The 20,484-nt window shown below is 67.6% G+C and carries 17 protein-coding genes; 5 read left to right on the top strand and 12 right to left on the bottom strand.

The features are described from left to right. Positions 1 to 3: 3 nt before the first annotated feature. Genes RT688_RS17440 through rfbG form a run of 5 tightly spaced genes read right to left on the bottom strand, consistent with a single transcriptional unit; the run spans position 4 to position 4,704 of the window. Positions 4 to 1,023, bottom strand: coding sequence for a lysylphosphatidylglycerol synthase transmembrane domain-containing protein (locus RT688_RS17440; RefSeq protein ID WP_313706113.1), 1,020 nt, complete (start codon positions 1,021 to 1,023; stop codon positions 4 to 6). Further along, the gene (gene rfbF, locus RT688_RS17435) at positions 1,023 to 1,796 is read right to left on the bottom strand and encodes a glucose-1-phosphate cytidylyltransferase (protein ID WP_313706112.1); all 774 of its coding nucleotides are present in this window, start codon (positions 1,794 to 1,796) and stop codon (positions 1,023 to 1,025) included. The genes RT688_RS17440 and rfbF overlap by 1 nt, the downstream gene beginning before the upstream one ends. Positions 1,797 to 1,811: 15 nt before the next feature. Further along, positions 1,812 to 2,756 carry a glycosyltransferase family 2 protein gene (locus RT688_RS17430; protein ID WP_313706111.1) on the bottom strand — a complete coding sequence of 315 codons (945 nt, stop codon included), beginning with the start codon at positions 2,754 to 2,756 and terminating at the stop codon, positions 1,812 to 1,814. 35 nt (positions 2,757 to 2,791) lie between these two features. Further along, on the bottom strand, positions 2,792 to 3,625 hold the full coding sequence (locus RT688_RS17425; protein WP_313706110.1) for an NAD(P)-dependent oxidoreductase: 834 nt from the start codon (positions 3,623 to 3,625) through the stop codon (positions 2,792 to 2,794). Continuing rightward, a complete protein-coding gene (rfbG, locus tag RT688_RS17420) occupies positions 3,622 to 4,704 on the bottom strand; it encodes a CDP-glucose 4,6-dehydratase (protein ID WP_313706109.1) in 1,083 nt (360 codons plus the stop codon). The genes RT688_RS17425 and rfbG overlap by 4 nt, the downstream gene beginning before the upstream one ends. A gap of 207 nt (positions 4,705 to 4,911) precedes the next feature. On the opposite strand from rfbG, the gene RT688_RS17415 reads away from it, so the two are divergent. Continuing rightward, positions 4,912 to 5,313 carry a GtrA family protein gene (locus RT688_RS17415; protein ID WP_313706108.1) on the top strand — a complete coding sequence of 134 codons (402 nt, stop codon included), beginning with the start codon at positions 4,912 to 4,914 and terminating at the stop codon, positions 5,311 to 5,313. Positions 5,314 to 5,347: 34 nt separating this feature from the next. Then, on the top strand, positions 5,348 to 6,097 hold the full coding sequence (locus RT688_RS17410; RefSeq protein WP_313706107.1) for an SDR family NAD(P)-dependent oxidoreductase: 750 nt from the start codon (positions 5,348 to 5,350) through the stop codon (positions 6,095 to 6,097). Between the two features lie 210 nt (positions 6,098 to 6,307). On the opposite strand, the gene RT688_RS17405 is transcribed toward RT688_RS17410, so the two are convergent. Both RT688_RS17405 and RT688_RS17400 read right to left on the bottom strand, forming a co-directional pair. Continuing rightward, positions 6,308 to 7,600: an FAD-dependent oxidoreductase gene (locus RT688_RS17405; RefSeq protein WP_409521938.1), complete on the bottom strand. Its 1,293-nt coding sequence runs from the start codon at positions 7,598 to 7,600 to the stop codon at positions 6,308 to 6,310. Then, positions 7,594 to 9,024: a UbiA family prenyltransferase gene (locus tag RT688_RS17400; RefSeq protein ID WP_313706125.1), complete on the bottom strand. Its 1,431-nt coding sequence runs from the start codon at positions 9,022 to 9,024 to the stop codon at positions 7,594 to 7,596. Before RT688_RS17400 ends, RT688_RS17405 begins: the two co-directional genes overlap by 7 nt. A gap of 344 nt (positions 9,025 to 9,368) precedes the next feature. Between RT688_RS17400 and RT688_RS17395 the strand changes: the two genes are divergently transcribed. Continuing rightward, positions 9,369 to 11,042 carry a histidine kinase famiy protein gene (locus RT688_RS17395; RefSeq protein WP_313706105.1) on the top strand — a complete coding sequence of 558 codons (1,674 nt, stop codon included), beginning with the start codon at positions 9,369 to 9,371 and terminating at the stop codon, positions 11,040 to 11,042. Between the two features lie 131 nt (positions 11,043 to 11,173). Here RT688_RS17395 and RT688_RS17390 read toward each other — a convergent pair whose 3' ends face one another. The 4 genes from RT688_RS17390 to RT688_RS17375 form a co-directional block, all read right to left on the bottom strand. Continuing rightward, positions 11,174 to 12,646, bottom strand: a complete 1,473-nt coding sequence (locus RT688_RS17390) for a DEAD/DEAH box helicase (RefSeq protein WP_409521937.1) — start codon at positions 12,644 to 12,646, stop codon at positions 11,174 to 11,176. Between the two features lie 567 nt (positions 12,647 to 13,213). Then, entirely contained in the window at positions 13,214 to 13,954 is a 741-nt protein-coding gene (locus tag RT688_RS17385) for a hypothetical protein (protein WP_313706104.1), read from the bottom strand. 7 nt (positions 13,955 to 13,961) lie between these two features. Continuing rightward, positions 13,962 to 14,582: an LON peptidase substrate-binding domain-containing protein gene (locus tag RT688_RS17380; RefSeq protein ID WP_313706103.1), complete on the bottom strand. Its 621-nt coding sequence runs from the start codon at positions 14,580 to 14,582 to the stop codon at positions 13,962 to 13,964. Between the two features lie 55 nt (positions 14,583 to 14,637). Then, positions 14,638 to 15,108 (bottom strand): hypothetical protein, encoded by a 471-nt coding sequence (locus RT688_RS17375; RefSeq protein WP_313706102.1) that lies wholly within the window; start codon positions 15,106 to 15,108, stop codon positions 14,638 to 14,640. Positions 15,109 to 15,310: 202 nt separating this feature from the next. Between RT688_RS17375 and RT688_RS17370 the strand changes: the two genes are divergently transcribed. Next, positions 15,311 to 17,605, top strand: coding sequence for a CHASE domain-containing protein (locus RT688_RS17370; RefSeq protein ID WP_313706101.1), 2,295 nt, complete (start codon positions 15,311 to 15,313; stop codon positions 17,603 to 17,605). Between the two features lie 115 nt (positions 17,606 to 17,720). Here the strand turns inward: RT688_RS17370 and RT688_RS17365 are convergent, their stop codons facing one another. After that, on the bottom strand, positions 17,721 to 18,683 hold the full coding sequence (locus RT688_RS17365; protein ID WP_313706100.1) for a homocysteine S-methyltransferase family protein: 963 nt from the start codon (positions 18,681 to 18,683) through the stop codon (positions 17,721 to 17,723). 503 nt (positions 18,684 to 19,186) lie between these two features. On the opposite strand from RT688_RS17365, the gene RT688_RS17360 reads away from it, so the two are divergent. Further along, complete coding sequence (locus tag RT688_RS17360) at positions 19,187 to 20,473, top strand: cytochrome P450 (RefSeq protein WP_313706099.1); 1,287 nt, start codon at positions 19,187 to 19,189, stop codon at positions 20,471 to 20,473. Positions 20,474 to 20,484: the final 11 nt, after the last annotated feature.

Here is a 20,484-nt window from a genome sequence, read left to right as displayed (position 1 = left end):
AACTCAGTTAATGGGTACTTCGGACCGCTTGGCGCCGCGTGCGACGCGGAACAGTTCGGGCCGGAACAGGATTGCGATGGCGCCGGCCAGCGTGGTCGGCAGCCACAGGGCCAGGTGGCACAGGACGGCGAAACTGCCGGCCTGGGCCGCGCTGCCGCCGACCAGCGAAATGGCGGTGAAGGCGGCGAGGTGGAATGGACCGACGTAGCCGGGCGAGGACGGCACCAGCGTCGACAGGGTCGCGATCGCCATGACCAGCAGGGCCATCGGCGGCGACGCGTCGAGGCCGCAGCCGCGCATCATGAAATAGAACAGGCCGGACTCGCCGACCCAGACCAGCATCGAGATCAGGAGCGCCGAGACCAGCACGCGCAGGCGCGACATGGCCTCGAAACCACGCAGCAGGCCGGCCACCGTGGCCAGCACGCCCGCCAGGCGCTTGCCCGCCGGCTGGCCGGCAGCCGCCTTTTCCAGCGCACGCGCCAGCGCACCGCTGAACAGGAAGGTCAGCACCAGCGCCAGGCCGCCCAGCACCGCCAGCGTCAGGGCCGACTCGGAAATCATCGCCGGCACCTGGGCGGTGCGGATCGCGAACAGGCCGATCGCCAGGCAGCACAGCAGCGTCATCAGGTCGATCAGGCGCTCCATGACCAGGCTGCTGGTGGCGGTGGTCTTCGGCACGCCCATGGCTGCCGGGAACACGAAGGCGCGCACCAGGTCGCCCAGGCGCAGCGGCAGCACGTTGTTCAGCGCGATCGAGCCCAGGAACGGCGCCAGGCAGTTGCCGAAGCGGACAGGCGCACCGGTGGCGCCCAGCAGCAGCGACCAGCGCAGCACGCGCAGGGAATAGCCGAACGCCAGGAAGGCGACGCCGAATACCAGGTAGGGCCAGTCGAAATGGCGGATCGCGGCCAGCACCTCGTCCAGCTTGACCTGGCGGGCGATGACGACGACGCAGGCAACGGTGATGAAGGCGCCGGCGGCATGCTTCAGCCAGCCTCCGGACTTCTTGCTTTCAGTCATTAACGGTCCCACACGCGCCATGGCGCGCTGTCGGCCCACAGGGCTTCGAGTTCACGCTTGTCGCGCAGGGTATCGCAGGGCTGCCAGAAACCGGTGTGCTGGAAGGCGGCCAGTTGCCCGTCCTTGGCCAGGTTGGCCAGCGGCGCGCGCTCCCACGAGGTGCTGTCGTCGTCGATGTAGGAAATGACCTGGGGCTCGAGCACGAAGAAGCCGCCGTTAATCCAGCCGATTTCGTCGCTCGGCTTTTCCTCGAATGCGCTGACGCCCATCCGGTCGTCGATGTTCAGCACGCCAAAACGGCCCGGCGGCTGCACCGCCGCAACCGTCGCCAGCTTGCCGTGGCCGCGGTGGAAGGCCAGTTCGGCGCCGATGTCGATGTCCGACAGGCCGTCGCCGTAGGTCATGCAGAAGGTCTCGTTGTCGAGGTAGGGAGCGACGCGTTTCAGGCGTCCGCCGGTCATCGTTTCCGGGCCGGTGTCGACCAGGGTAATGCGCCAGTCTTCCGAGTGACTGTTGAGGATGGTGTGCTCGCCGGTCTTCAGGTCGATGCGCATGTCCGACAAGTGGCGGTAGTAATTGAAGAAGAATTCCTTGATTACATAGCCCTTGTAGCCGAGGCAGATCACGAAGTCGTTGATGCCATGGTGGGCATAGTTCTTCATGATGTGCCACAGCAGAGGCTTACCGCCGATTTCCACCATGGGTTTCGGTTTGGTATCGGATTCTTCGGAAATACGCGTGCCCAGACCGCCGGCAAGGATGACTGCTTTCATGAGTATGTCGCCTACTTACAATTTGAGTTCGGAAGCGGAAAAATTCAGGCTCTGGTGGACGATCGCCACCGGGTCCGCGCGCACTACGAGATAGATGCGCAACAGGTATTCGCCAATAATTCCGAGGAAGAAGGAATTCAGTCCGATGCCGAACAGGACCAGGATGTGCATGCTGGCCAGTCCGCGCGGCAGCTCGGGATGGAACAGGCGCAGCACCACATAGTAGATCGCGCCGATCAGGCTGATGCTCAGGATGATCAAGCCCAGGAAGGAAGCGGCGCGCAGCGGCACCACCGAATGGTTGAACACGGCGGTCAGGCCCAGCTGCACCAGGCGCGAGACGTTGAACTTGCTCTCCCCGGCGGTGCGGGCGTCGCGGTCGTAGACAACACCGGTCTGCCTGAAGCCGAGGCCGGCGATGATGCCGCGCAGGTAGGGATTGGAGGTCCGGACCTTGGCCACGGCCTCGATCACCTTGCGGTCGACGAGGCGGAAGTCGCCGACGTCGCGCGGGATCGGGTGCTCGCTGACCTTGTCGATGGCCCAGTAGCCCAGACGGCGGAAATTGCGCAACAGCCAGGATTCCGGACGTTTGCGGCGGATGCCGTACACCACCTGGTAGCCCTGCTGCCATTTTTCGAAAAAGGCTTCGAGCATTTCCGGCGGGTCCTGCAGGTCGGCGTCGATCTGCATCACGGCGTCGCCGCGGGTGTGCAGGTAATTGGCCAGGATCGAGCGCTGAAAGCCGACGTTCTTCGAGAAGCGGATCGCGCGCACTCGCGTATCCCTGGCGGCCAGCTCGGTCAACATCGGCCAGGTGGCATCGTCCGAGCAGTTGTCGGAGAAAATGAACTCGAGGTCGCAGCGGTCGCGCATCTTTTCGCCGAGCGCATGCAGGCGCGCATACAGCGCGTCGATATTGCCGGCCTCGTTGAGTACCGGTACGGTAATGGAGATCAAGGGCTTCCTTGTCCCTTGCATCGGTTCGGCTCCTGTCATTGCCCAGTCTTTCGCTTGATACCGCACTCCTCCAGGTAGGCAACGAGCGCGGGCAGCGTGTCACGGAAGGAAGCCCGCTCCAGCATCGGATGGCGTGCGAATACGGTGTTGTAATTTTCTTCGCCCGGTTCGGGCAGCGTGCCGACCTGCAGCTGGCCAGCTGCGCCGAAGGTTTCGAACACGGCGCCAGCCAGTTCGCGCAGGCTGAGCGGCGCGCCGTGGCTGAGGTCCAGCACGCCGTTCACGCCGGTTTCGGCAAGCATGCGAATGGCGCAGGCGTCGTCGTCGACATGGTGGTATTCGCGCAGCTGCTTGCCCTGGGTCATGCGGAACGGCGCACCGTTGTCGAGGGCGTCCAGTATCTGGCCCAGGAACATGAAGCGGCTGGGCAGGCCGCCGCCATACAAGGTGTGCACGCGCACATGGGTAACCGGCGCACCCTCGGCGGCGCGCGCGGCGGCGAATTCGCCGAGTGCCGCCTTACTGTTCACGTAGGGATTGCGCGCCGCCAGCAGGGCTTCCATGACGGTGCCGAACGTGATCACGCGCAGGCCAAGCGCAGCGGCGCCTTCGATGATATTGCGGGGAAGCTCAACATTGACCTGCCACAGGGCTCCGGCGGGCAGCTTCGGGTCGAGCAGGCCGGACGTCACGAAAATCGTGGCGCCCGTACCGGCCCAGGGCGCGAAATACGCGGCAACGTCGGCCTGCGCGCCGGGCCCGGCCCAGTGCTGGTACACCTCGCGCTCGAGACTGACGATGTCGTCGGCTGCATATTGCCGCGCGATCGCCTGGCCGAGGCGCCCGCGCCCGCCGATCAGGAAGTTCATGCGCCGATGCCCTTGCGCCAAGCGTCGATCTGCCGCAGGGTCAGCGCACGCGCCGACGCGGGATCGTTGTAGTAGTCGCGGTACCAGGCCGCGGTCTCGGTGACCACGCGCGCCGTATCCCAGGCCGGCAGCCAGCCCAGCTGGTTGCGCGCCAGGGAACTGTCGAGCGCGAGCGCGCCGGCTTCCGGCAACGGGTTATCCATGAAGTCAAGTGCGGGACGCTGCCAATGCGCGCTCATCAGTTCAAGGACCTCGCGCACCGAATAATGCTTCAGGTCCTGCGGGCCGAGGTTCCAGGCACGGGCATAGCGGCCGGGATCGTCCGACACCAGGCCGGCCAACAGCATCAGGTAGCCATGCACCAGGGCCAGCACGTGCTGCCAGGGACGGGTCGCGTCTGGATAGCGCAACGTCATTGCACGCCCATCCACCACGGACCGTACGAAGTCGGGAACCAGGCGGTCTTCCGACCAGTCGCCGCCACCGATGATGTTGCCGCCGCGGGCGATCGCGATCGCGGGCCCCTTGCCTTCCTGCCAGGGATACGACGCCGCGTAGCTCTGGATCACCATTTCCGCCGCAGCCTTCGAGGCGCTGTAGGGGTCCTTGCCGCCCAGCGGATCGTTCTCGCGGTAGGGCCAGGCCCATTCATTGTTCTTGTAGACCTTGTCGGTCGTGATGCAAACCACGCCGCGAACGCTGTCGACGTGGCGCGCGGCCTCCAGCACATGGGCGGTGCCCTGGGCGTTCACGGCGAAGGTCGATACGGGCTCACGGTAGGAACGCCGCACCAGCGGCTGCGCAGCCAGGTGCAGGATCAGGTCGGGCCGGTAGGCCTGCACTGCCTCGGCGAACACCTCGGCGTCGCGAATATCGCCGATCACGGTCGGGAAATCGTCCTTCAGCGACAGCGCCTCGAACAGCGACGGCGAGGTGTCCGGCGCCAGCGAGAAGCCCCGCACGTCGGCGCCGATCGCCTTCAGCCACAAGCAGGCCCAGCCGCCGGTGAATCCCGTGGAGCCAGTCACGAGCACCTTCTTGCCGACGAGGGCCTGTTCGAATTGAAGCGTGGGAATCATGAGACTGGGAAGGAAGAAAATTTAACTAGATGTTAATGATATCAGATGAACCTCATCAGCGCACATGTGATGATTGTAAGCAATTTTAACAATTCTGTATCTTTTATGATGTCCGCGACACACTTGTGCGCCGTAAGTAAATTGCCTAAATGTTCAGGTACAATGCACGGCACCTCACTAGTTGCATTAATGCAACAACCACCGATCATGAAGTTAGCCCTCGTTTACGCATTGCTCGCGCTGGTCGCGACCGCCTTCAATATTGCCACCCAGGACCTGGTCGTCCGGATTTATTCCGGGCCGTTTCCGGTTGCCGTCGCCCTGATCGTGGGAACCGGCGTCGGCCTGGTAGTCAAGTATGTGCTGGACAAGCGTTACATTTTCCGTTTTCGGGCACGTAATGCTGTGCACGACAGCCAGACTTTTGCGCTCTATACCGCCATGGGACTGGCGACGACCTGCATTTTCTGGGGTTTCGAACTCGGTTTCGACTACCTGTTCGAAACCAAGACGATGCGCTATGCGGGCGGCGTCATCGGCCTCGTGATCGGCTATTTCGCCAAGTATTATCTCGACAAGCGCTACGTCTTCCGTACCGACAACGCATGAGGGCGGGAGCCGCCCTCGAACTGGAGCCATCATCTTGAACAGTACCCGACGCATCATCATCATCGGCGCCACCTCCGCCATCGCGGAGCATTGCGCCCGCCTCTGGGCGCAGGCCGGACCGGTCGAGCTGGTCCTCGTCGCGCGCGACGTCGGGCGTACCGAACGGATCGCCGCCGATTTGCGCGTGCGTGGCCCGCAGGCTCGCGTCAGCGTGCTGGCCAGCGACTTCGAGGATCCGGCCGCCATCGAGCGCACCGTCGAAGCCGCGTTCGGCGAGCGCGCCGACCTGGTGCTGATCGCGCATGGCATGCTGCCCGACCAGGGCGCGTGCGAACAGGACATCCATGCCTGCCGCCAGGCCCTCGAGATCAATGCGATTTCTCCGGTGCTGTTCGCCGAAGCCTGCGCGCGGCGCATGGCGGCGCGTAACCATGGCACCATCGCGCTGATCGGCTCGGTCGCGGGCGACCGCGGCCGCAAATCGAACTATGTCTATGGCGCCGCCAAGGGCCTGGTCGACCGCTACGCCCAGGGCATGCGCCACCGTTTCGCCGGCAGCGGCGTCAAGGTGGTCCTGATCAAGCCGGGCCCGACAGACACGCCGATGACCGCCCACCTCAAGGGACGCGGCGCCAAGCTTGCGCCGGTGGAGGCCGTGGCGGCCAGCATCGTGCGCGGCATCGACGCCGGCCAGGCCGTTCTCTACGTGCCGGGCAAGTGGCGCGTGATCATGCTCATCATTCGCCACCTGCCGGCCTTCGTCTTCAACAAGATGAACATCTGAGGCGCCGCGCTCCTGGCCCATCGGAACCCGGCGTCCCGCTTCCCGTTAGCGGCGCGGCCGGCACGTCATTTCAACAACAGGTGGCCGAGCGAATAGGAACGGTCGCCGTCCAGCGCGGTCACGCGGATCCTGCTGGCCCCCACCACTTCCTTGTCCAGCGCGATCTGGTGCCGCGTCATTCCCACGCGGCTGGTCGCGGTCCGTGCGGTGTCAAGCACCCATCAGTCGCCGCGATAACGCCGAGCTGATGCCCGGGTCGCGGTAACCGAGGAACTCATGCAGGCGGGGATAGCCCGCTTCGAACAGCGCGCGCGGCATGCGCGCATCCTTGGCCATGTAGATCCGCCCGCCGGCCTCGCGCACGACTGCGTCGAGCCGCTCGAACAGCGCGTGGGTACGCTCGCCGTGGTTGGGAAAATCGAGCGCCAGTGTGACCCCGGGTTGCGCAAAGCTGAGCATGCCCGGCGAGGCCCGATCGCCGAAGGTCTTGAGCACGGCCAGGAAGGAGCCGTCGCCGCTGCGTGCAATTTCCTTCAGCATGGCTTGCACCGCATCCCTGCCGGCCGCGCGCGGGACGACGCTCTGGTACTGGTAAAAACCCTTCGGCCCATACATGCGGTTCCATTCGAGCAGGTTGTCGAGCGGATAGAAGAAGCTTTCGTAATGCGCCAGCGCACGGCCATCCCGCTTGTGCGCCTGGAAATATGCGGTATTGAACAGGCGTAGCGACAAGCCATTGACCAGCGAGACCGGCGGCGTAAACGGCATCGTGCGCGCACGCGCCTTCGGTTCGGGACGGGTGCCGGCCGCGGCGGCGTTGGCGCGCATGAACAGCCCGCGTCCCTTGCCGGACAGGCAGTCGATCCATGAGACCGTGTATTCCCATTCGGCTTCGGACGCATCGGCCAGCGCGAAGAATTCGTCGAGGTTCGCGTAAGGAATGGTCTCCGTGTCCAGCCAGGGCCCGGCAACGCGCCGCAACTGGATCTCCGCGCAGGTGATGACGCCAGTAAGCCCCAGGCCGCCGACGGTGGCGGCAAACCATTGCGGCGCCAGGTCCGGGCCGCATTCGATGACGCTGCCGTCGGTACGCACCAGGCTCAGGCGCCGCACATGGTCGCCGAAGGAGCCGACCGCATGGTGGTTCTTGCCGTGCACGTCGTTGGCGATCGCGCCGCCCACGGTCACCATCTGCGTGCCGGGCGTCACCGGCAGGATCCAGCCGCGCGGGATTGCCATGCGCTGGATATCGCGCAGGCGCATGCCGGCGTCGCACACCAGCCGCCCGGTCGCCTCATCGAAGGCAAGGAAACGGTCCAGCGCCGTGGTCTGCCACAGCACCCCGCCCGGGTTCAGGCAGACGTCGCCATAGCTGCGGCCAAGACCGCGCGCCAGTCCCGGCGTTCCCGAACGAAGCTGGGCGGCGAAGGGAGCGGCGTCGGACAGGAAGCGCACCTCATGCTCGTCCCGGCTCAGGCGCCCCCATGAAGATACCGCTACCATGAAAAACCGATCGCGCCGGCGGCCAGCACGGCGCCGAAAGCCAGTCCGGCCGCCAGGCTTGCCCGGTCTTTCACCGCGAACACCAGCGGATCGTCATGCATATGGCCGCGATGCGCCTGCATCCAGATCCAGCTGACCCAGAACAGGATCACGGGCACCGCGCCCCAGACGATTTCCGGCTGGCGGTACAGCGCCAGCACGGCGTCGCTGTTCAGGTACAGCGACAACACCACCACCGCGGCGTAGCCGGCGGTAATGCCGAGCATCTGCACCAGCGGCGCGTCGCTCGTCAGGTAGCCGCGACCATGCGCCTTCTGCTTGCCGGCCAGGATTTGCACCTGCAGCTCGGCGTAGCGCTTGACGAAGGCCAGCGACAGGAACAGGAACACCGAAAAGGCCAGCAGCCAGAACGACAGTACGATGCCGGCGGCGGCGGCGCCGGCGACGATGCGCAGGGTGTACAGCATGGCCAGGGTCAGGCAATCGACCAGGATCAGGCGCTTGAGCCACCACGAATACGCACAGGTGACCGCGAAATAGAACAGCAACCAGGGCAGGAAATCGCCGCCGACGCGCGCGCCGAGCAACAGGCTGACGAACAGCAGCACCGGCGCCAGCACCACGCCCATCCATGCCGGCACCAGGCCGGACGCGAACGGGCGGCTGCGCTTGCGCGGATGCTGGCGGTCGCTCTCCAGGTCGAGCAGGTCGTTGGCGATATAGACCGTCGAGGCGCACAGGCTGAAGGAAACGAACGCCAGCGCGAGCGCCAGCCAGGGCTCGATGCCGCCGAACTGGTGACCAGCCAGCAGCGGAACGAACAGCAGCAGGTTCTTCAGCCACTGATGCACCCGCAGCACCCGGGCCAGCGCGCGCAGGCCGAGCTCGGCACGCGGGAACACATGCTCGACGTCGAACAGCTGGCGCGCCTTGTTCACGATGCTGTTCGAGGCGTTGACGACGATGGCGCGGCGCGCCAGGGCCCAGACCGCGAGGTCGGCGCTGGAATTGCCCACGTAGTCGAAGCCGCCTTCGCCGAAACGCTCCTGGAGCGCGGCCGCTTTGTTGCGGCCGGCCAGGTTGACCTGCCCGTCGCTGGCCATGACTTCGTCGAACACGCCGAGGTGGTTCGCAATAGCGTGCGCAATGGCATGGTCGGACGCCGTGCACAGGATCAGCTTGCGCCCCGCGGCCCGTTGCTGCGCCAGCCAAGCCAGCAAGTGCTCGTTATAAGGCAGGGATGCGGGCTGGAACGTCGCGCGGCCGGCAAGCTCGCGCTTGAGCACGGCCTTGCCGCTCATCAGCCAGCCGGGAATACGCAGTACGTCCAGCGGTTTATCGCGCAGCATCCACAAGGCCGACTCGTGCAGCATGTCGGTATGGATCAACGTACCATCTAAATCAACAACGATAGGCGGGGAAATTTCTTACTCCACGGGGCAAGCTAAGAATGTGGCATCGCCGCCCTGACGCCATCGCCGGCAGCGACATCGTGGGTTCGGTTGATACCTGCAAAATGTGCACGATTATATCCCACGCCTGAGCAGGGCCGGCCGGGATGCTGGCCATTTTCACAACTGATGAGTGCGACTGGCGTGGGCGGCACACTGCCGAGCCAGGCGGTCCCGCGGCCCATGAACGCGGCGTCCGGCCGCGCTTCCACGCCGCTTGCGTGAAACCACGCACAGTCGACCTGCCCCGCCCCGGTTAGCATCGAGCATCCCCGGCTTTTTGCCTGGGCGCGTCTTGGGCACCTAGGAAAATCACAATGGCAACCGGATCACACCGCGAAGACGACGACAAGAAAGACCTCGACCTGCAGGGCGACGGCCAGAGCGTCGGCGTGCCGGCCGACGGCCAGCTCGAAGGTTCGGCCTACAATCCGCTGGGTAATCCCGGCATGCGCCACTGGCAGGCCAGCTACATCGACAAGGCGGGCCTGGAAGACCGCGGCAACATCTTCTTCGCCGCCGTCGAGATGACGCGCATGCCGATGGTCGTGACCGATCCGCGCCAGCCGGACAACCCGATCGTCTTCGTCAACCGCGCCTTCCTCGACCTGACCCTGTACGACGAGCAGGACGTCATCGGCCGCAACTGCCGCATGCTGCAGGGGCCGCAGACCGACCCGGCCACGGTCGCCGAGATCCGCAAGGCGATTGCCGAGGAGCGCGCCGTCGCCCACGACATCCTGAACTACAAGGCCGACGGGACGCCGTTCTGGAATGCCCTCTACCTGGGCCCGATCTTCGACCAGGAAGGACACCTGCTGTACTTCTTCGCCTCGCAGATGGACGTGACCGAACGCCGCGCCACCGAGCAGTCCTCGATGCAGGCCCAGAAGATGGAGGCGATCGGCCAGTTGACGGCGGGGATGGCGCACGACTTCAACAACCTGCTGCAAGTCATCAACGGCAACCTGGAGCTGGCCCTGCTCGGCATCGGCGGCAACCCGAACGCCGGCGAACCGATCCGGCGCGCCCAGCGCGCCGCCATGAAAGCCGGCAGGCTCACCCAGCAATTGCTGACCTTCGCGCGCAAGCAGCGCCTCGAGCCGCGCCGCGTCAATTTGAATTCGCTGCTGGTCGAGTTCTCGGAAATGCTGGTGCGCACCCTCGGCGACAAGGTCGAGCTGCATCTCGACCTGAAGCCCGGCCTGCCCTATTGCACGCTCGACCCCACCCACCTGGAAATGGCCCTGCTCAACGTCCTGATCAACGCGCGCGACGCAATGTCGCAAGGTGGCAAGGTCAAGGTCGGCACCTCCCTGCTGCGCGACGGCGACGGGGGCGGCAGCCACGTGGTCATTTGCGTGATCGACCAGGGCGAAGGCATGACGCCGGAGGTGATGCGGCGCGCGACCGAACCCTTCTTCACGACCAAGGGCCCGGGAACCGGACTCGGCCTGGCCATGGTGCACGGCTTCGTCCAGCAGTCGCGCGGCCGGCTCGAGATCGACAGCGTACCCGGCGAGGGAACCACGGTGCGCATGGTATTCCCGGTCGCCGACGGCGCCGCCGACGCCCCCGGCAACGCGTCTGCGCCGGCGGCCACGGCGGAAGAGGAAGCGGCCCGGCCGCGCATCCTCGTGGTCGAGGACAACGAGGACGTGCGCGAGCTGGCCGAAACCATGCTCGGGGCGGCCGGCTATGCGGTGGTCTCGGCTTCCAGCGGCGAGCGCGCGCTGGAACTGCTGGACGGGGGCAAGAAGATCGACCTGCTGTTCACCGACGTGATCATGCCAGGCGGCATGAACGGCCTGCAACTGGCGGAACAGGTGCGCGAACGGCGTCCGGAAACGCCGATCCTGATCACCACCGGCTACATGGAAGAACTGCCCTCGCCCACGGGACGCACCCAGCCGCTCGACGTCCTCAGCAAGCCCTACCGCCAGGAAGAACTGCTGTCGCGCGTGCGGGCGATCCTGCCGGGGGTGTCGTGAACAGCTGCACGGAGCCGGTCGAACCGGTCCCGTTCAACCCGTAGGGTCGACGGCTCCACCCGGGAATCGACATGATGCGGTGCATGCGCCGTCCACACGTTCAAACCACGCATGCAACGGCGCGGCCGGTCTTACGGCTTCGGCACCCCGCCGAGCAGGAAGGCGATCTTCTGCTTGGATTTGGCCGGCGCGGCCGGGGCGGCCTGGGCGCTGTCGCGGCTTGGCGCGTTCGACGGCTCGTAGGGCTTGAGGAACCAGGGGTCGACCCTTTCGCGGCGCGGCAAGGGGCCGGCGCCGTAGCTGCGCGCGGGGCGTTCGCCGCGCGCCGGCTCGGCCTCGCGGCGGGGGCGGCGCTCGCCGCGTTCGGCATCGCGATCCCGGCTGCGCGCGCGCGGCATGAAGCCGGTCAACTCGCCGCGGGTGATGGCCTGCTTGATCAGCTTCTCGATGTCGGCCAGCAGGCGCTCGTCCTTCTCGGCATACACCGAGATCGCGTCGCCCGAGGCGCCGGCGCGGCCGGTGCGGCCGATGCGGTGCACGTAGTCCTCGGCGTTGTACGGCAGGTCGAAGTTGATCACGCACGGCAGGTCGGAGATGTCGAGACCGCGCGCGGCGACGTCGGTGGCGACCAGCACCTCGATCTCGCCCTTCTTGAAGGCCTCCAGGGCTGCCATGCGCTCCTGCTGGGTTTTATCTCCGTGGATCGCCGAGGCCTTGATGCCGCACTGCTCGAGGTGGCGCGACAGGCGCGAGGCGCCGATCTTGGTGTTCGAGAACACGATCACCTGCTTCAGCGCGCGCTGGCGGATCAGGTATTCGACTACGTCGCGCTTCTGCTCCTCGTCGACCTTGTAGACGACTTGCGTGACTTTCTCGGCGGTGGCATTGCTGCGCGCCACTTCGATCAGCACCGGCTGGTCCAGGAAGCTGTTGGCCAGCTTCTTGATCTCGGGCGAGAAGGTGGCCGAGAACATCAGGTTCTGACGCTTCTTCGGCAGCAGGTTGATGATGCGCTGCAGGTCGGGCAGGAAACCCATGTCGAGCATGCGGTCGGCTTCGTCCATGACCAGCATCTGCACCTGCGCCAGGCTGATGTTCTTCTGCTCGACGTGGTCGAGCAGGCGGCCCGGGGTCGCGATCACGATCTCGACGCCGCGGCGCAGGGTCTCGGTCTGCGGCTTCATGTCCATGCCGCCGAACACGACGGTCGAACGCAACGGGGTGTGCTGGGCGTAGGCCCTGACGTTGTCGGCCACCTGCACCGCCAGCTCGCGGGTCGGGCACAGGACCAGGGCGCGCACCGGATGGCGCGCCGGCGACATGCTGCTGTTGGCATGCGCCATCAGCAGCTGGATGATCGGCAGCGAGAAGCCGGCGGTCTTGCCGGTGCCGGTCTGGGCCGCGCCCATGACGTCGCGGCCCTGCAGCACGACCGGGATGGCCTGGGCCTGGATCGGGGTCGGATGGACGTAGCCCTGGTCGGCGAGGGCTCGCTGGATTTCCGGCGCCAGGCCGAAATCGGCAAAGCGCACGCCCGGGGTGGGTGCCGGCGCCGCGGCGCCCGGCGTTGCCCCAGCCTCGTTGTTCATCGGTGTTTCAGACATTATTCTTTCCAGGCATTTAATCGTTCCGCTCTACGGCCGCTTCGCTTCGGCGCCTCGGTGGCGTGCAAGCGCGCAGAACGTTGGATGGGCGGGCTTGCCGCCGCTGGTGCGCGGCCCGCGGCCGGCTCGGTAGGCACGTTGCGCCGCCAAAAACGAGGGCGCGGACGTAGAGACACTATGTAGCGCCCTCAAGGTTACCTTAAAACCACGGGAGTGTATATGAAATCGTGTGCGCTCCCGGGTGCGCGAATTGCCGTTTTTACAAATTCGCCTCTTGTCATCCTGCCCGCCCTTGCGTCCTTGCGGGGCCGAACTACCCGAAGGATATCTCGCCGCGGGTCATACCGCCGTAGGGTGGGCGGCTCTCCCCGAAACGACGTGTTCACGCAGCCGCTGCGCCGCCCACGCGTTCAGCCCCGGCATGCATCCACGCGATGGATATGCATAGGCCGGTTGGACGCGTGGGCGGCGGCAAGGCCGCAAGTCGTTTTCATTCCCGGGGTGCAGCCGCCCACCCTACGGGTCATGCAGGGCCGCAGGGCGGACAGCCCCGCGCCGGGAATCAAGTCAGCGCCAGCCACGCGCCTGCGCGGCGCGCTCGGCCGCCGAGCTGAGCGGCGTGCCCTCGATGCGCTGGTCGATGGCGTCGAGCACGGCCGGGGGCAGCACCGTTCCGTCCATCCAGGCGGCGCCCGCCGGGCCCTGGGCCAGCACGGGAATCTTCCATTGCCCGTTCTCGCGGCAGGCCAGGCCGGCGGTGGTGTCCATCACGAAGCTGCGGCAATAGGTGCCGTTCTTTGCCAGGAAGCTGATGCCGATGCGCACCCGCCCCGAGGGACCGGGACTGGCCAGCTGGCCGGTCAGCGCCGCGGCCAGGTTGCCTTGCGCCACCAGCGCCCCGCCCGCGCCGCTGAGCGAAGCCAGTTCGGCTTCGTCCTGCAGGACGTGCCAGCCGCCGGCGCCGGCCAGCGCGCCGACGAGCAGCGCCGCGGCCAGCGCGCCCCAGTGGCGCGGCGTCCACTGCGGCTCGGGCGGCGGCGGTGGCGCCAGCGGCCCGAGGCGGGCGGCGCGGATGCTGTCGAGCTGGACCACCTTGGCGCCGCCGTGGCAGCCGGAAGCATGGGCATGGCCGCCGCTGTCGCGCCCGCCGGCGACGACGCCGTAGACGCGGCTGCGCCTGGCCCGGTGCTGGGCGACGCGTGCGGCAATCGCCGGATCGGCCCGGATCGCGCGTTCGACGGCGGCGCGTGCCGGTTCGGCCAGCTCGCCGTTGACGAATGCAACCAGGAGTTCATCCGAAAATTTCATGGCGGCGCTAGGAGGTAATCAATCCATGTTCGTCCAGCACGTCGTGCAGCAGCTCGAGACGAATCACCGGATTGTCGAGCATGAGCATGTTTTGTTTTTGCGAATTGGGCAGCGGCAGCAACTCGCACCAGCGGTTCGCGACCCAGCCGCAGTCGTCGAGCCGGAACGGCGGCTGCACCGGCCAGCGTTCCTGCGGCACGTCGTGCAGCGAAGCGAGCACCCTGTCGAGCGCATCGGCCGCCCCTTGCAGCTCGGACGGAATGCGCACCGCCTGGTCGCCCTCTACCAGTTCGACCTCCGCCATCCACAAACCGTTCAATTTTTGTTGCGAGGATTTCACTTCGAAGCGGGTGCCGCCGCGGCAGACGATCTGCAGCAGGCCCGGCGACGTGGCGGCGGTCTCGCACACCGTGGCGAGCGTGCCGCCTTCGACGAAACGCTCGGGCTGGCCGCCGCGCTCGCGCACTTCGTGGCCCTGGGTCAGCAACACGACGCCGAAGGGCGCGTCCTCGGTCAGGCAACGGCTGACCATGTCGAGGTAGCGCGCCTCGAACACCTGCAGCGGCAGCACACCGTCTGGAAACAACACGGTGCTCAGCGGGAACAAGGGAAGGGAAATCGTCGCCATGCCCCATCATGACAGAATCGTCCGCCAGACCGCAGCACGATTGCCGCCGCCAGGTTCAGTCCTGGGGCGGGATCAGGGGCAGGTGGCGCAGCCTGTCGGCCAGGCTTCCGAGGCGCCAGCGCAGGCGGTCCCAGCCCGGGTCGGGCTGGCGCACTACCTGTACCAGCAATTCTCCGCCAGCAACGGCCGGGCAGGCATACCGGTAGTCGCCCGGGTGCTCGAAGGGCAGCCGGAATTCCTGTCCCGGGCGCAATTGGAGCGGGCCGAACACGTGGCCGACGCGGTCGTGGTTGCGCAGCAGCAGCACGTCCTGCACGCCGAGCGTCAACCGCAGCGTGCGCGGCAGCGCGGGGCGCCGGGTGCCGGGGGCCGGGTCGAGCGCATGGCGCGGGATGTCGAACACGCGCTCGTGGCTGGGATAGCGCAGCGGCGCGAGCGCACCCCACAGGAGCGCCAGCAGCACGGCGCCGGTCATCAGCCACAGCGGCGAGTAGCGGCGAAAGGCGGGGCGAAAGGCGGGATGCATGGTGTTCCTTCAGGAAACGGGCCGGCGGCACGGCGGCCGATTTTATACCGCGAATATTGATTCCTGTAAAATCGTGGCCTCGGAAAGCTAGCCGTGCCCGCCCCTCCTGTGCGCCCCGGCGACGATGAGATGCGTATGCTTGCGGCATCGAGAAGCCCCCTATTTCACTTCGTCCAGGCGGACGCACGGCACCCGACCCTACATGCAGCGTTCAGACCCCGACCAGAGCAGCCCCCTCCCCCACGCCACGGTGCGGCGGGGATGGGGGCCCCTGCTGCTGGCCGCGCTGGTGTTCGCGATTTCGCTGCTGGTCACCTGGGTCGCCTGGAACGGCGCCCGGCGCGTCGTCGCCGCCGACCTGGAGGCCCAGTTCGACTACCGTGCGCGCGATCTCGCCACCGGCACCGTGCGCCGCATGGCGGTCTACGAGCAGGTGCTGCGCGGCCTGCGCGGCTTCATGCGCGGCACCGTCGAGATCGAGCGCCGCGATTTCGCCGAATATTTCCGCGTCCAGAACCTGCAGGAGCATTTTCCCGGCATCGAGGCGCTCGGCATCGCCAGCATCGTCCCGCCGCGCCGGATCGCCGCCCACGAGGCGGCGATCCGCGCCCACGGCTTTCCCGGCTATAGCGTGCATCCCGCGGGCGAACGCCCGATCGTGACCTCGATCACCCACATCGAGCCATTTACGGGACGTAACCTGCGCGCCTTCGGCTACGACATGTACAGCGAACCGGTGCGGCAACGCGCGATGGCCGCCGCCCGCGACACCGGCACCGCGGCGATGTCGGGCAAGGTGGTGCTGGTGCAGGAGGGCAGCAACCCGCAGCCCGGCTTCCTGATGTACCTGCCGATCTACCGCGCGGGCATGCCGTCCACCACCCTCGACGAGCGCCGCGCCGCCATCGTCGGCTGGGCCTACGCCCCCTTCCGCATGAACGACCTGATGCGCGGGGTCGGCGGCGCCCATGCCTCCGACCTCGACGTGACGATCTACGACGGCACGCGCGCCGAGCCGGAGGCCCTGCTGTTCCGCTCGCAACCGACGCCGTCCTGGCGCTCGCCGCTGCTGCGGCGCACCCTGTCGGCGACGATCTCGGGCCGGCCGTGGACGCTCGAGATCGCCTCCTCGCCCTCCTTCGAGGCCCGGCTCGACGACACGCGTCCGCGCGTGATCGCCGGCACCGGCATCGGCCTGGGCTTCCTGCTGTCCCTGGTGGTGTGGCTGCTGGCCAGCGAGCGGCGCCGCGCGCTGCAGCTGGCGCGCGCGATGACGCTCGAACTGCGCCAGTCCTACGAGCGCATCGCGGCCGAACGCGCGCGCATGAACGTCATCCTGCACAACGCCCACGACGCCTTCGTCGCGGTCGACGCCAACGGCCGCATCACCGACTGGAACGCCCAGGCGGCGCGCCTGTTCGGCTGGAGCGCCCAGGAGGCGCTGGAACGCGATGCCGGCGAGCTGCTGCTGGCGCCGCAGGACGCCGTGCCCGGCGCCCGGGGCTTCGCGCGCCTGCGCGCGCACGACGGCGCGCCCATCGTTCCCGGCGAGCCGGCCGAACTGGCGCTGCGGGGACGCGACGGACGCGTCCTGCCGGTCGAGATCGTGGTGGCCCTGCTGCCGGCCGAGGTCGGCAGGGGCGCGAGCGCCTTCATGCGCGACCTGCGTCCGCGCAAGCAGTTCGAGGAACGCGAACGTCTGCGCCAGCAAGGCCTGGACGAGGCGCGCGCGGCGCTGGCGCGCTCGCAGAAGCTGGAAGCGGTCGGCAAGCTGACCGGCGGCGTCGTCCACGATTTCAACAATATCCTGCACATCGTCAGCGCCAACGTCCAGTTGATGCTGAAGTCGGGCAAGAACAGCGAGAAGCGCCTGCACGGCATCCTCGACGCCGTCGACCGCGGCGCGAAGCTGGCTTCGCAACTGCTGGCCTTTGCCCGGCGCCAGCCGCTGCACCCGAGCGTGGTGAACGTCGCCCAATTGCTCGACCGCATGGACAGCCTGCTGCACCGCGCCGCCGGCGACTCGGTCGAGATCGCGCGCAGCGCTCCCGAAGGGCTGTGGCACACGCTGGTCGACCCGAATCAGCTGGAAAACGTGCTGCTCAACCTGGTCATCAACGCGCGCGACGCGATGGAAGGCCGCGGCAAGGTGACGATCCGCCTCGACAACGCCCGCATCGAGCATGCCGATGCCGACGCCGAGATCCTGCCCGGCGACTACGTGCTGGTCGCGGTCGCCGACACCGGCCAGGGCATGCCGCCGGACGTCATGGAGCGCGCCTTCGAGCCCTTCTTCACGACCAAGCCCGAAGGCAAGGGAACCGGGCTCGGGCTGTCGATGGCGCACGGCTTCGTCAAGCAGAGCGGCGGCCACATCCGCCTGGAAAGCAGGCTGGGGGCGGGCACGACGGTCAGCATCTACCTGCCGCGCTGCGAAGCGGAAGCGGAGCGGATGCCGGCTAGCCCCGGCCCCAGCCATACCATGCAAGGTTCCTGAACCGCGGCGGGCCGCCTCACGCCGTTGCGGCATGCCGGCGTGCGCTGGACGCGTGGGCGGGAAAAACCGCCTCGCGTGGCCCGGCCCACCCTACGGGTAGGTGCCGGCCGGCGCCTCAATGCGCCGCTCGCGGCCCGGCACGCGCGAGGCTGCGCGCGATCGCGTCCACGTGACGCTCGTCGGTGCCGCAGCAGCCACCGACGACGTTCATCTGCGGCAGCAGCGTGCGCAGTTCCAGGTACTCCTCGCCCAGCTCTTCCGGATTGCCGTCGTCGAGTTCGGCCGATTCGTCGAGCTCGGCATGGCTGCGGCGCGAGGCGTTCGCGCGCAGGCCGCGGATGCGCGCGCGCCAGGGACCGTCTTCCTCGAGCGCGTGGCCGATATGGCTCGGGTGGGCGCAATTGATCATGTAATAGGCGCAATAAGCGCCGGTCTCGGCGTCGGTGCGCAGGATGGCCTCGGACAAGGCATCGCCCGACGGCAGGCGGCCGTCTGTTTCCACAGTGAACGAAATCGCCACCGGCATGTCGCAGGAGGCGGCGGCGTCGACCACGCCGATCGCCTCGTCCGGATACGTCATGGTGAAGGCGGCGACCATGTCGGCCTCGGTCCCGGCGAAGGTGGCGACCTGGGCCAGGTGGTAGTCGCGCGCGTCGGCCGCGCGCATGCGGCGATTGGCGCGGTAGCCGTCGCCGCGCGGGCCGAGGTTGCCGCTGATGACGACCGGGTTGGCCGGGCCGTCCCAGCGTTCGCGCACCTCGGCCAGCAGCGCCGCCGCGGCCCGGTTCGCCTCGGCCAGCGCCAGCGCGTTGTAGCCGAGGCCGCGTGCCCAGTCCGGGTTGGCGCGCCAGGTCGGCGTTTCCAGCACGGCCCCCGTGCCGTGCTCGTGGGCCATGCGCGCGAACGTCTCGAAATAGCTCGCCAGCGCCTGCCGGCCGCGCTCCTCGCGCAGCAGCACGAAGGAGGCGAACGAGGGCAAGACAAAACCTTGCTGGAAGCTCAGCATCGTTTCCAGCCCGGCGTCGGACAGGAAGATCCGTCCGCCCAGCTGGGGCAGGCGCTTGCGGTAGCGGCTCATCGTGCCTCCTGAAAGAAGGGAGCGTCGGATGCTTGGAACGCGCCGGCGCCGGCGCGGTTCCCGGCCGCGTATGCAGCACCGCTGACCTTGCGCAAGACGATGCCTGCGGTGCGAATTCATGCGCGCGACCGCATCGCATGCCGCAAAGCCGTAGGGTGGGTACTTGTACCCACGCGTGAAGCCTGCGTCGTGTTGACGTTCAATGCAGCGCCGCGTCTGCTCATCGTTTAGGCGTGGGTACGAGTACCCACCCTACGCCAGTCGCATCGCGTCTGCTCATCGTTTACGCGTGGGTACGAGTACCCACCCTACGCCAGTCGCATCGCGTCTGCTCATCGTTCACGCGTGGGTACGAGTACCCACCCTACGCCAGCCACATCGCGGCGGCGGCCGGTTCCAGCGCGCCAAACCGTTGCGCATTTCCGTCAGACGCGGCGGTAAGGGCGCTGGCGCACATTGTGTGCACGCGGCCTCTGGCACACTCGGCACGAAAGGAGAACGCCATGAACGACCTTCGCCAGCCCGCCCTGCCGGTCCATCGCGCCATTCCCGAGGCGCCCGGCTTCGACAACACCTATGCCCTGCTGAGCGAGGGCTACCGCTTCATCGGCAACCGCTGCGACGCCCTCAATTCCGACATCTTCTCGACGCGCCTGATGCTCAAGCGCGTGGTCTGCGTGCGCGGCGAGGCGGCCGCGCGCATGTTCTACCAGCCGGGGCGCTTCACGCGGCGCCGCGCGATTCCGCCGACCACGCTGGCGCTGCTGCAGGACCACGGCAGCACCCAGGTCCTGGACGGCGAGATGCACCGCCTGCGCAAGGAATTGATGCTGGCGCTGCAGTCGCCGCAGCAGCGCGCGCGCCTGGTGGCGCTGGCCGAGGCCGAATGGCGCCGGCAGTTCGCGCTGTGGGCGCGCCGGCGCCAGGTGGTGCTGATCCAGGAAGCGCAGGCGGTGCTGTGCCGCGCCGCCTGCGCCTGGGCCGGGGTGCCGCTGGCGAACGCCGACGAGGCCGTGCTGCGCACCGCCGAGTTCTCGGCCATGATCGACGGCGCCGGCGCCGTGGGCCCGCGCAACTGGCTCGGCCAGTCGCTGCGCCGCCATACCGAGCAATGGGCGCGCGAGCGCATCAACGCGATCCGCATGGACGGCCCGCTCGACCCCGACAGCCCGGCGGCGCGGATCGCCTACCACGTCGACGCCGACGGCGAAGTGCTGTCGGGCGAACACGCGGCCGTCGAGCTGATCAACATCCTGCGCCCGGTGGTCGCGGTGGCGCGCTACATCGTGTTCGGCGCGCTGGCGCTGCATGAATTCCCCGAGTGGCGCGAGCGCCTGGCGGGTGGCGACGATGCCGCGCTCGACATGTTCGTGCAGGAGGTGCGGCGCTACTACCCGTTCTTCCCGGCGGTGGGCGGGCGCGCGCTGGAAGACTTCGAATGGCAGGGCCTGCGCTTCGCGAAGAGCGACTGGGTGCTGCTCGACCTCTACGGCACCAACCGCCACCCGGGCAGCTGGGGCGGCGACGGCGAGCATTTCCGTCCGGGGCGCTTCGAGGGCCGCCAGGGCAGCGGCTTCGACCTCGTCTCCCACGGCGCCGGCGACTACGCCGGCGGCCACCGCTGCCCCGGCGAGATGGTGACGGTGGAACTGACGAAGTCGGCCCTGCGCCTGCTGGCGTCCGAGGTGGCCTACGAGGTGCCGCCGCAGGACCTGGCGATCGACCTGGCGCGCATGCCGACCTTGCCGGCCAGCGGCTTCGTGATGGAAAGCTTGCGGTTGCGGCGCTGAAAGCCCGGGGT

The sequence above is a fragment of the Massilia sp. genome (genome assembly GCF_032106685.1).
Classification (GTDB): Bacteria; Pseudomonadota; Gammaproteobacteria; order Burkholderiales; family Burkholderiaceae_D; genus Telluria.
This window is presented reverse-complemented; position numbering and strand designations above follow the sequence as displayed.